9 protein-coding genes are annotated in these 12,544 nt (G+C 32.6%); 5 read left to right on the top strand and 4 right to left on the bottom strand.

Annotated elements, in window-relative coordinates; genetic code table 11:
• From F995_RS05975 to F995_RS05965, 3 genes are all read right to left on the bottom strand, one after another.
• The gene (locus tag F995_RS05975) at window positions 1-672 is read right to left on the bottom strand and encodes a TnsA endonuclease N-terminal domain-containing protein (RefSeq protein ID WP_004645892.1); all 672 of its coding nucleotides are present in this window, start codon (window positions 670-672) and stop codon (window positions 1-3) included.
• Window positions 673-845: 173 nt separating this feature from the next.
• Window positions 846-1,037 carry a helix-turn-helix domain-containing protein gene (locus tag F995_RS05970; protein WP_004645891.1) on the bottom strand — a complete coding sequence of 64 codons (192 nt, stop codon included), beginning with the start codon at window positions 1,035-1,037 and terminating at the stop codon, window positions 846-848.
• A 128-nt stretch (window positions 1,038-1,165) separates the two neighbouring features.
• The gene (locus tag F995_RS05965; protein WP_004645890.1) at window positions 1,166-1,648 is read right to left on the bottom strand and encodes a hypothetical protein; all 483 of its coding nucleotides are present in this window, start codon (window positions 1,646-1,648) and stop codon (window positions 1,166-1,168) included.
• A 168-nt stretch (window positions 1,649-1,816) separates the two neighbouring features.
• Here F995_RS05965 and F995_RS05960 point away from each other — a divergent pair, with 168 nt between their 5' ends.
• Complete coding sequence (locus tag F995_RS05960; RefSeq protein ID WP_004281769.1) at window positions 1,817-2,029, top strand: helix-turn-helix domain-containing protein; 213 nt, start codon at window positions 1,817-1,819, stop codon at window positions 2,027-2,029.
• Window positions 2,030-2,118: 89 nt separating this feature from the next.
• Here F995_RS05960 and F995_RS05955 read toward each other — a convergent pair whose 3' ends face one another.
• Complete coding sequence (locus F995_RS05955; RefSeq protein WP_004645889.1) at window positions 2,119-2,373, bottom strand: hypothetical protein; 255 nt, start codon at window positions 2,371-2,373, stop codon at window positions 2,119-2,121.
• A 519-nt stretch (window positions 2,374-2,892) separates the two neighbouring features.
• Between F995_RS05955 and hsdR the strand changes: the two genes are divergently transcribed.
• Genes hsdR through F995_RS05935 form a run of 4 tightly spaced genes read left to right on the top strand, consistent with a single transcriptional unit; the run spans window position 2,893 to window position 12,495 of the window.
• On the top strand, window positions 2,893-5,271 hold the full coding sequence (gene hsdR, locus F995_RS05950) for an EcoAI/FtnUII family type I restriction enzme subunit R (protein WP_004645886.1): 2,379 nt from the start codon (window positions 2,893-2,895) through the stop codon (window positions 5,269-5,271).
• A gap of 57 nt (window positions 5,272-5,328) precedes the next feature.
• Window positions 5,329-6,804, top strand: coding sequence for a class I SAM-dependent DNA methyltransferase (locus tag F995_RS05945; RefSeq protein WP_004645885.1), 1,476 nt, complete (start codon window positions 5,329-5,331; stop codon window positions 6,802-6,804).
• 15 nt (window positions 6,805-6,819) lie between these two features.
• Window positions 6,820-9,237: a restriction endonuclease subunit S gene (locus F995_RS05940; RefSeq protein WP_004645884.1), complete on the top strand. Its 2,418-nt coding sequence runs from the start codon at window positions 6,820-6,822 to the stop codon at window positions 9,235-9,237.
• A gap of 15 nt (window positions 9,238-9,252) precedes the next feature.
• A complete protein-coding gene (locus F995_RS05935) occupies window positions 9,253-12,495 on the top strand; it encodes an RNA-directed DNA polymerase (RefSeq protein WP_004645883.1) in 3,243 nt (1,080 codons plus the stop codon).
• Window positions 12,496-12,544: the final 49 nt, after the last annotated feature.

The raw sequence follows: 12,544 nt of genomic DNA, 5'->3' as shown, positions 1-12,544 counted from the left end.
TTAAACTCCTAAAGTTTTTTTATAAAAAATAAAATAATCAGCAATCATCAAATCTAAATTGTTAGCATTCAGTAATTTATATAAATCCATTTTATTTTTGAAGTTTCTATTTCTAATGAGGGTGTCTGCTTTTTCTAAATCAATTTTATTTATTTTTTTATAATTTGCTCTTTGATAGCTGATACTTAATAAAAGACAGTCTTGTTTTGAAATAAGATTAGTACGATCAAAAGTTCTAAATTTAATCGAGTAACTATTTAAAATACTTTCTGCTAAATTAAATCTTGCAATGTTTTTTTCTGAAAGTGTATTTAAATTAGGTTTAATTTCATGAACTTCATATCCATTCAGTGTTTTTATAATGAAGTCGGGAATAATAAAATGTCGATCATTGATAAAGATCTGAACTGCTTGTGTTCTGTATTGAAGTACATCTTCATTACGCTCCAAAGCTATTGCATGGGCTAGTTCTAAATTACTTTCGAGGCATATTAACCCCTGATTTTTAACACTTGGAAAGAGGGATACACGACTACCTATACGTGATTTTACTCTACGTTCACCAATGAATTTTGATGATACATGAGTCTGTTTTTGAAAAGCTTCTTCAAATTTGATTAGTAGATTTTGATTAAGTTGATTAGTTTTCTGCTCTAGATAACTTGATTGCATAGTAGTTCTCACATTTTTTAGGATGAGATAAAGCTTTGAGCAATTTTGATTTTATTGCCCAAGACTTGACGGAACATTGCAATCAAGAGATACTAAAAACACGACTAGTTAGCTTTCTCTTGATTGCAAACGGGTAGAGCGGATTCTATGAATCCGCTTTATTTTTTCTTAAGTCATGTTTCTTTCTCCTCTGTAATTAAGCCAAGTGCGATAGCAATTCGTTTACTTTCACCACGTTTGGGCAAACGATTTGTATTGAGAATTCTATAAACTAACTCTCTTGAAAAATTATGTTTTAAGCTCCAGTCGGAAATTGTGATTCCAGCTTGCTCAAAATCATCTTTGATTTGCTGATTTGTTTTCATGATAGTAGTAAAAATAATTAGAACTTAATCTAAAAATATAGGTTTTTTCTAGTTTTGCAAGGTTTTATTATAATGGATTAATTTATTTATTATTAATTAATAAAACATTAATTAAATATTATATTAACTTAGTAAATAAATGAATCGATATCATTAATGATTTTGGAAATAATATTTTTATGATTTTCTAATCTTGATATTTTTTTGCTTCTATCTCTTATATAATTTTTAAAGCAATAATTAATTTCTGGTAATTGTTTGGATAGTTCATTAGTTTCTTGAATTTCCAAGGTTTTTTCTAGCTGCTCTTGTTTAAGTAAGCTTAATTTTTTAGTTAATACTTTCACTGCTTTTTCTTTACAGTGAGTAATTCTAAAATCAGTTAATTTATCAGTTTCTGAATAAAATTGATTTCCTTCATCGTCATATTCTTTTCTTAAGTAGCCAAATTTCAATAATTGTTTAATTAAAGAATATGTTTGCCATTTTAGTGAATCAGGAGCACCTTCAAAGCGTATCCAAAGATCTTTAGGTTTGAACAAGAATAAGAGAATGCCATTCTCAATAACTACAAGAAACTGCTCTTTTAGAGGGTGCTTAATTTCAATCATTTAAAGGTAATACGTAAAAATAAAGGGGATTATAATCCGTTTTTCTGTCTTATTTAAGGTTTTATTTTTAAATATAAAATTTTAAAATCTAACGCTTATGAGGATTATAAGCCGTGGATACTTAGTCCTCAAAAATGAATAGTTCTATTCTTTATAGGAATAGAACTTATGAACGATTTAGCACAGAAAATTGGACATGCTATTCGGAATTGTCGAATTGAGCAGAAAATTACTCAAGAAAAATTAGCATTACTTTGCAATATCGATCGTAGTTATGTGGGACGTATTGAGCGAGGAGAAGTAAATATCACGGTACTAAAGCTCTATGAGATTGCACAAATACTTAAAGTTGCACCACATGATTTGCTGCCTAAAGACTAATGAGGCTTCTAGCTATTTCTTGATTTACTATTATTTTTATAATTATCTATCTTGAAGATGAATAGTATGCGTTCAAAGATAGACTACTATTAGGTAATAAAATCATTACCACGTTTTTTAATTTTGTAAGTCCCTCGGCTAGCAAACCTTTTCGCAAGATCTGGATTGCGTCCGGATAACTTTTTGACCGATACAGGTTCGCTATTGGGAGCTTTGTTCCATACGATATCATTCTTTACATAGAGTACTGTTCTAGTACGTGCAACTTCAATAAAGCGTTTCTGAAGTACAAGAGCGGCAGCTTTAGCTATTTCACGTTCGTTCTCTGGGTTTTCAATTGTCATATTTAAAACCTTAAATGGATTAAATTGGGTTAATAGTGTTATTCATATCCTTTGGGAGGGTTACCGTCACCCATTTAATTATAAAAATAATTAAATAAATATTCCTAGACTGTCATCATATCAACAACATACCTGCCATGCCTATGAATAGCTTACTGTTGATGCGCAAATTGGCATGTTTTTTATGAAATTTTTTTCAAATTTCCTAATAAATTGAAAAATAAAAAAAGATCCAACATGTTTTTACTGTAATGAATTACTTCTTTGAGGTCTTTCATGAGATAGAATGTATTTAATAATATCTCCAATTTTTTGTGTACATTCCAATGTATTATTAGGCCGTCGGCTATCTAATTGTGTATTGTTTCAATTCATTTTTGTTACTCACAAAACTTCTTTACATAGCTGTTCTAAAGATAAATTATTTTCATATACTGAAATTATTAACCTATTGATTAACTATCAATAGTTTTCAAAATTCATTATTCTAATTATAAGAATCAAATACATGGTTTTAGAATGGATAAGAAGAAACTATCTGAACGAGATATATGTAGTAAATTTATCAATCCTGCCTTAGAACAAGCTGGATGGACTGCGCATCAAATTCGTGAAGAAGTAACTTTTACCAATGGTCAAATCATGGTACGTGGGAAGCTACATACTCGTGGTGAGCGAAAACGTGCCGATTATGTTCTTTACTATAAGAAAAATATTCCTTTAGCGATTATTGAGGCTAAAGATAATAATCATAGTCTGGGAGCTGGTATGCAGCAGGCTTTAGCCTATGCTGATTGTTTACAAGTACCTTTTGTTTTTTCAAGTAATGGCGATGGCTTTTTATTCCATGACCAAACGGGTCTATTTGGAAAAGTTGAGCAAGAGCTAGGATTGGATGAGTTTCCTTCCCCTGAGTATTTATGGAAACTGTATGAGCAATATAAGGGTTTGACCACATCCGAATCTAAGAAAATCGTTGAATATCCTTACTATGATGATGGTTCTGGTAATATTCCTCGTTACTACCAAGTTAATGCAATCAATAAAACGATAGAAGCGATTGCTCGGGGGCAAAATCGTATTTTACTTGTTATGGCAACAGGTACGGGGAAAACTTATACAGCTTTTCAAATCATATGGCGTTTATGGAAATCAGGTGCAAAGAAACGGATTTTATTTTTGGCAGACCGAAATATTTTAGTCGACCAAACTAAAAATAAAGATTTTAAACCCTTTGGGCAGCAAATGACTAAAATATCAAATCGTATGATTGATAAAAGTTATGAGATTTATCTTTCTCTTTATCAAGCAGTAACTGGTTCAGAAGAAGAAAAGAACATCTACAAGCAGTTTAGTCCTGAATTCTTTGACTTAATTGTGATTGATGAATGTCATCGAGGAAGTGCTAAAGAAGATTCATCATGGCGTGAAATTTTAGAATATTTTAGTTCAGCAACTCATGTGGGGTTAACAGCGACTCCAAAAGAAACCAAAGATACTTCAAACATTACTTATTTTGGTGATCCTGTTTATACCTATACGTTGAAAAAAGGTATTCAAGATGGTTTCCTGGCACCTTATAAAGTTGTGCGTATTGATATAGATAAAGACCTACAAGGATGGCGACCAGAAAAAGGCAAGAAAGATCAACATGGTAATGAAATTACTGATCGCATCTATAATCTTAAAGATATGGATAAAGGGCTTGTTTTAAAGAGTCGTACAGAAATTGTTGCTCAAAAAATTACAGAGTTTTTGGTGAATACAGACCCTTATGCCAAGACAATTGTGTTCTGTGATGATATTGATCACGCAGAGCGTATGCGACAAGCTTTAGCTAATTTGAACCTTGAACGAATCAAAGAAAATCGTAAATTTGTCATGCGTATTACTGGTGATGATAAAGAGGGTAAGGCTGAACTAGATAACTTTATTAATCCTGAGGAACGTTATCCTGTCATAGCAACAACGTCTAAACTGATGACTACAGGCGTGGATTCACAAACGTGTAAATTGATTGTACTTGATCAGCATATTAAATCCATGACTGAATTTAAACAAATGATTGGTCGTGGTACACGTATCAATGAAGAGTTTGGAAAAACTTGGTTTACGATAATGGATTTTAAAAAGGCGACTGAGCTTTTTAGTGATCCTGCTTTTGATGGTGATCCTGTTGTCATTTATGAACCTAAACCAGATGAACCTGTAGTACCACCCGATGAGCCAGATATTGGAGATGAAGGTGATGATTCAGATTATACCAATGATGATTCAACAATAGGTGGTACTTCTGGTGGTGAAGATACTGGTGGAGGTGATGCTGAACCACCGAGAAAATTCTATGTAAATGATGTTGCCGTTAATGTGATTGGAGAGCGGGTTCAGTTTTATGATAACGATGGAAAATTGGTTACGGAATCTCTGAAAGATTATACACGTCAGCATATTTTAAAAGACTATGAATCTTTAGATGCATTTTTAAGAAAATGGAAAGGTGCTGATAAGAAGTCACTCATAATTGATGAGTTCAAAAAGCAGGGTGTAATTTTTGAAGCATTAGAGGATGAGGTTGGTAAAGATTTTGATCCTTTCGATATGATTTGCCATATTGCTTTTGATCAGCCAGCTTTAACTAAAAAAGAACGTGCTAACAATGTGCGCAAACGCAACTATTTCACCAAATATAATGATCAGGCTCGTCAGGTATTAGATGCATTACTAGATAAATACGCAGATCAGGGGATTGAGCCAATTGAAGATGTAAAGATTTTACAAATTCCTCCGTTTAATCAAATGGGGTCAATCATTGAAATTATTCAGTCATTTGGATCGCCTGAAGAATATACAAAAGCACTAAAAGAATTGGGTAATCAGCTTTACGATAATGTATCTTGAGTAGTTGGTCTGATAAACTCACGTACAAATTTGATACTGTTGATTTGAAGTCTAGCTATGAATATTTCAGGAACAATAAAAGCCATTCAGAAAATCATGCGTAAGGACGTTGGGGTGGATGGTGATGCACAACGCCTCGGTCAGTTAGTATGGATGTTATTCCTGAAGGTTGTCGATGCTAGAGAACGAGAAGCAGAAGCTTTAGCCTTTTTAGAAGGGAAAATTTTTCATTCCCCAATTCCTGAAGAACTGCGTTGGAGAAATTGGGCAACAGATTCTGAAGGAATTACAGGTGATGCATTAAAAAAATTTATTGATGACCAATTATTTGAAAGATTAAAAAAATTATCAGAAAATACGGATGATCAACGAGCTTTTCTTATCTCTACAGTTTTCCAAGAAGCAAATAACTATATGAAATCAGGCACACTGATTCGTCAAGTTGTCAATAGAATTGAATCAGATTTAGATTTTACTAAATCAAAAGAACTACATGCATTTGGTGATATTTACGAGCAACTTTTGAGGGATCTTCAGTCTGCGGGTAACGCCGGTGAATTTTATACACCCCGAGCAGTTGTTTCTTTCATGACAGATATTATTGCTCCTCAATTAGATGAAACGATCCTTGATCCTGCTTGTGGTACGGGAGGCTTTTTAACATCAGCAATCGAATTTAAACGTAAACATTTTGTTAAGACTCCTATTGACGAACAAATACTACATAAGTCAATTTTTGGTATTGAGAAAAAACCTTTACCTCATTTGTTATGTACAACAAATATGATTTTGCATGGTATTGATGTACCAACTCAGATTAAACATGACAATACACTATCTCATTCTTTAATTTCATGGGGACTCGATAAACGTGTTGATATCATACTTACTAATCCACCATTTGGTGGAATTGAAGAAGATGGAATAGAAAATAATTTTCCAGAGAAATTTCGTACCCGTGAGACAGCTGATCTTTTCATGGTGTTGATCATCCAACTCTTAAAAGCGCATGGTCGTGCAGCCGTGGTTTTACCAGATGGCTTTATGTTTGGTGAGGGTATCAAAACAGCCATTAAAGAAAAATTAATGGAAGACTGTAATCTACATACCATTGTTCGTTTGCCGAAGTCTGTTTTTGCACCATATACACCTATTAGTACCAATATTTTGTTCTTTACCAAGGGGAAGAAAACAGAACATATATGGTTCTATGAGCATCAATTACCACAAGGTGTAAAAGCCTATAACAAAACTAAACCGCTTCAGCTTAAAGAGTTCGATACTTTAAAAGCATGGTGGGGCTTAGAAAGTGATGGTTTTGCTAGTCGTGTAGCAAATGAGCAAGCATGGAAAGTATCACTTCAAGATATTATTGGTCGTGGCTATAACCTTGATATAAAAAATCCGCATCAAGTTGAAGAAGATGTAAAAGACCCTAAAGAGCTTTTGGCTAAATATGAGAGCCTTGAGGCTGAGGTTGCTAAAATTCGTCAGCAATTAAAAGCAATTTTAGATGAAGCTTTAGGTCAATAGTTCAGGATGAGTAAAATGACAGATGTTAAAGAACTCATTACTGAGCATTTAGATATTTGGTTAACAGCTGAAACTGAGAAAAAGTCGGGGCGTGGGCGCAGTTCAGGTTCAAATGATACGATTTATGGCATTCAGAAATTACGTGAATTAATTTTGGAATTGGCTTTCCTTGGTAAATTAGTACCTAATGAAAAAAAACCTTTTAATTTGTTAGAACAAATTTTGAGTGAGCAAAATGAATTAGTAAAAAATAAAATTTTAAAAAAGACTACAGATATAAATATTCTAGAAAATAGTGAATTTGACTATTCTTTGCCTAATACATGGGTTCTATTAAAACTAGGTGATTCAGGTTATAACTTAGGACAAAAAATTCCTACTTCCAAATTTTCTTATATTGATGTGTCTGCAATTAATAGTCTTTATGGACGTGTAGAAAATCAATCAATTTTAAATGCTGAGGATGCACCTTCACGAGCACGTAAGATAGTGGGGATTGGTACGGTTATATATTCTACGGTTAGACCTTATCTCAACAATATTGCCGTCATTGATGAGGTTTTTGAGTACGAACCTATTGCAAGTACAGCTTTTGCTGTAATCCATCCATATAAGATTATTGATTCTTATTATTTATTTTATTACTTACGTAGTCCTTTGTTTATAAAATATGTTGAGTCGCAACAAGTAGGGATTGCTTATCCTGCCATTAATGATAAGCAATTCTTCAGTGGGTTATTACCAATTCCACCATTAGAAGAACAAAAACGTATCGTTAGTAAAGTCGATGAATTGATGGAATTATGTGATCAACTCGAACATCAGCAAAATTTAAGTTCGGAAGCGCACGATCAATTAGTTGATACATTTTTGAATGTTTTGATTAACTCATCCGACGTTGAAGAGTTCCAGCAGAATTGGCAATGTATTTCAGAAAACTTTAGTCTGCTATTTACCACTGAATACAGTATTGAAAAGTTAAAACAAACAATTTTGCAGTTAGCTGTAATGGGCAAGTTAGTGAAACAAGACCCTAATGATGAAGGAGTTAATTTTTTACTTAAAAGAGTAGAAATAAATAAAAATGAGAGAGTTAAGAATAAAGAAATACAAAAACCCAAAGCAATTACTGTTGAGCAGTCATTAAAGTTTGATATCCCCAAAAGTTGGGAAAAAGTACTTCTAAATGATATTGCATTTGTAACTAAATTAGCTGGTTTTGAATATACTAAATATATGAAGTTAGTAGATTCAGGCGAGGTTGCAGTTATTAGAGCACAGAATGTAAAACCGTTTGAGCTAAACGAAAACAGTCTAAAGTATATTGACTTGGAAACCTCTCGATTATTACAAAGGTGTGCATTAGATAGAAAAGCTTTATTGATGACATTTATTGGAGCTGGAATTGGAGACGTCTGTGTATTCGATAAGGAACAAAGATATCATCTAGCGCCGAATGTAGCTAAAATTGAGCCATTTTCTGACCCAAATATTAATTATCTTTTAATCTTTTTAAATAGTATGTATGGGAAAGAGGAAATTTTTAAATCGCTTAAAGCTACAGCCCAACCTAGTATTTCAATGACAACAATTCGTGAAATTTGGTTGCCTCTACCTCCATTAGCTGAACAAAATAGAATTGTTGAAAAAGTAAACCAACTCTTTTCTATAATTGATAAGTTGCAAACGCTTCAAGGTAAATTACAAAAAACTAAGATTCATTTAACAGATAGTTTGGTTGCTAGTGCCTTGAGTGATTTAAATGATAAAAGTGAGTCTGAAGTCACTGATAATGTTGTCCAATTTGAAAAGCCAATTGAGACTATTAAACAGTCGAAGCAAAAAAGTAGTGATCAAATTGATTTATTTACAGATGAAAGCGTTGATGATGATTTGAAGCTTTTATCTTTAGCTGCTGAAATCACGTTTCAGTTGCATACAGAGCCAACTTTTGGTCATTTAAAACTGCAAAAGTTGATCTACTTATGCCAACAACTAAAACATATGGATTTGGCGGCTGACTTTAAACAACATGCCGCTGGTCCATATGATCCAGTTATGGCACGTTATTTAGATAAAGAGTTTAAAGATCATGAGTGGTTTAGTTACGATCCTAAGCGAGACTTAAAGTACAAACCTCTCAGTAGATGTAATGATCATAGATCTGCATTTAATAAGTATTTTGCTAAAGATGTATCTGAGATTTATGACTTAATAGGACTTTTTAGAACAAGTAAATCTGACCATATAGAAATTATTGCAACACTTTTTGCATGTTGGTTACGTTTGTTAGAGAAAAAACAATCTGTTACTGAAGAACAGCTTTTGAAAGATTTTTATGCTTGGTCGGAAGAAAAGAATCGATTTAGTAAAGCTGAAGTATTAAATGGTTACAAGTGGATGAAGATGTATTCCATAACACCAATAAGATAATTGCAAGGGGGATTTATGTCGTATCAGGCGGTTTTTACAGGATGGGAAGATCTTAAATTAAAGGATTTACTCGTAGCTTATAGAAAAGCTAAAGCAGATTGTTTTTTTGAGAATACTTTCCCCACAGCAGTAAAATTTGCAGAGTATGAACAAAAATTATTACCTAATTTAAGAAAACTTTTGGAAAAATTAAAAAAAGATAATGGTTTTTTTGAGAATGAGAAATTCTTAGGGCAATATCGAGTTGTCCCTAAAAAATTAATAATAAATAAGAAGTCTGATACCAATAGCATTAGTCATGTACATTTTTCAGATCCAAAAAAAAATTTAAATAAGTTATTTGGTGAAAATGAGATAAGTCCATCATTTCGTATCATTGGCGATTTCCCCGTAGAAACACATATTATTTCAGCCCTCTGGATTAATATGGTTGGAGAGCAGTTTGATGAACGATTAACTGAGTCTTGCTATGGGGCACGACTAAAACGTATAGAAAATGATGAAGAGTTTTCTTTAAATATGAGAAAACCTTTCCATATCAGTGCAATAGGATCATTTACACCGTACTTTCAGCCTTATCAAAAATGGCGAAATGATGGGTTAAATGCTATACGAGATGAATTAGAAAAAGATAAAAGTGTTATAGCAGTATCTTTGGACTTAAAAAGTTATTACCACTACATTGATCCAAAAATCATTGTTTCTGAAAATTTGCATAAAACATTTGATCTTACTCTTAGTGAGCATGAGCTTTTATTTACTAAGCAATTAGCTAATTTTTTAGAAGAATGGGCAAAACAGGCTGTTGTATTTTCAAAAAAAATCTCCGTTGAATGTGAGATATCAGGTGGCTTAGCAATAGGCTTAACTGCAAGCAGAATTATCTCTAATATGATTTTGCACCGTTGGGATAAATTAATTAAAGAAAAACTTACTCCAATTCATTATGGTCGTTATGTAGATGATATGTTTTTAGTATTAAAAGATGCTGGGAATATAAGTAATAGTGATGACTTAATGAAATTCTTACAAGAAAGAATTGGAGATGAGATACTAAAACCAGATGATAAGGACCCAAAAAAATGGTTGATTAATCAACCTAACTCTAAGAATGACTCAACCTTAATACAATTGCAATCTGATAAACAAAAGCTATTTCTTTTAGAAGGACGAACAGGGTTAGATTTATTAGATAGTATTGAAAAAGACATTTATGAGCTTTCGAGTGAACATCGTTTGATGCCTTCACCTGATCAACTAGATCAGTCAACAGCTGCGAAGGTGCTTTCAGCAGCTGGAAGTGTAGGTGAAAATGCTGATACTTTACGGAGAGCAGATGGATTAACGATAAGAAGATTAAGTTGGGCATTGCAATTAAGGCATGTTGAGACACTTGCTCGTGATTTACCTTCTAAGGTGTGGAAAAAACAAAGAGATGAGTTTTACCAATTTGCTCATAATCATATTTTAAGACCTGATAGTATATTTGAGCATTTTTCATATTTACCTCGTTTGCTCGGATTTGCTATCGGTTTGAATGAATGGCATCAAGCAGAATTAATTGTATTAAGAGCATATCAATCATTAGATCTTCTTAAAGCAGCAATTTTTGATCAAGATAGAGCAAAATTTTATGGAGAAGTTAATGGTTCAAAATGTGATCTTCATGAAGATATTTGGCAAGAAATCAAACATTCATTAACAATACTATTTATAGATGCTGCAACAAAATACTATGATCCGAAAGACCTTTTTGAAGATAAAGAACCAAAGCAAAAAAGTTTAGAAGATATATTTTTCCGTGGTTTATTTGAAAATATCGATTCAATTAGTGATTTACTTAATACTGATTTGAGTATCACAAACTTTAAAGAAAAAGCATTATTAGTTTTAAACTCTGACTTGGGTAAAACACCTTATAAACAAATTTTAGCTTTAAATATAAGTAATAAACTATTGGATAAAGAAAATAAAAGACGAAACGAAAAGCTTATTAGACGTTTCTTGGAAACAGAGCTGATTTCTACTGATTCCTTGAGATTATTCTTAAAATCGTCATTCCCAAAGAGATTCAATAAGGAAAACTATTCTAATAAATATAGTTTTGAAATATTTTTACCCTACTTATTTCCTACAAGACCATATTCAACAGCAGAAATCTCTGAATTGGCACCTGAGTGTGTGGGTTTGCCTCAAAATAATAAGAAGTTTTGTAACACTTCGCCTACTAAAATATGGGCTAGGTATTGCCAAGCAGTACGTGGTGTATGGGTAAAACCTACTTTGTTAGCTATCGCTAATGATAATAATGATAAGCTCAATTGTTCAAGGTCTTTAAGATTAGGAACTGATAGTAAAGATAAAGTTATAGTGGCCTTAACTAATCTAAAAACATCTCAAAAGGATTGGACTCATACAGCAGCGAATAAACCTAATTTAAGTTTAGATAGATATAAGAGAATATCTGATTTAGTGAATGATATTTTGAGGCTAAACCCTAGACCTGACTATGTATTTTTTCCAGAATTATCTATTCCTTTAGAGTGGGTTGATAGTATCTCCTCTAGGTTGTGTGCTGCTGGAATAAGTATTATTGCTGGAACTGAATATAGACATACTGCAAGCAATAAGTTAATAAGTGAAGCTTTATTAATATTATCTGATAACCGTTTAGGGCATTATGCATTTGCTAAGATTTGGCAACCTAAGCTTGAACCAGCTGTAGGTGAAGACAAAGAGTTAACTAGTGTGTACGGAAAAGCGTGGGATTTTGCTAGAACGAAGTATAAGACTGAAAAAGATCAATTTAAAGTTCTAAAAAAGCCAATATACATACATAATAATTTTCATTTTGGAGTTATGGTTTGTTCTGAATTGCAAAATAGCAAATCAAGAATAAGTTTCCAAGGAAAGGTTGATGCTCTTTCAGTACTTAGTTGGAATCAAGATTTAGAAACATTTTCTACATTAATAGAGTCAGCAGCTCTTGATGTTCATGCTTATACAATTCTTGTAAATAATAGATCATATGGTGATAGTCGAATTCGTGTGCCAGCTAAACAATCCTTTAATCGAGATTTAGCAAGAGTAAGAGGTGGTGAAAATGATTTTGTTGTTGCAGCTACAATTGATATTAAAGAACTAAGAGCTTTTCAAAGTAGGTCAACACGCTGGACCCAAGAAGGCGACAAATTTAAACCATTACCTGAAGGCTTTACGATATCGAAATTTCGAAAGTTATCGCCTCCAATTAAGTAGTAAAAAAATAGAGCCATTAGGCTCTATTTTTTTTGCTTTAGCATAGTTG

The sequence above is a fragment of the Acinetobacter sp. CIP A162 genome (genome assembly GCF_000367905.1).
GTDB classification, from domain to species: domain Bacteria; phylum Pseudomonadota; class Gammaproteobacteria; order Pseudomonadales; family Moraxellaceae; genus Acinetobacter; species Acinetobacter lwoffii.
This window is presented reverse-complemented; position numbering and strand designations above follow the sequence as displayed.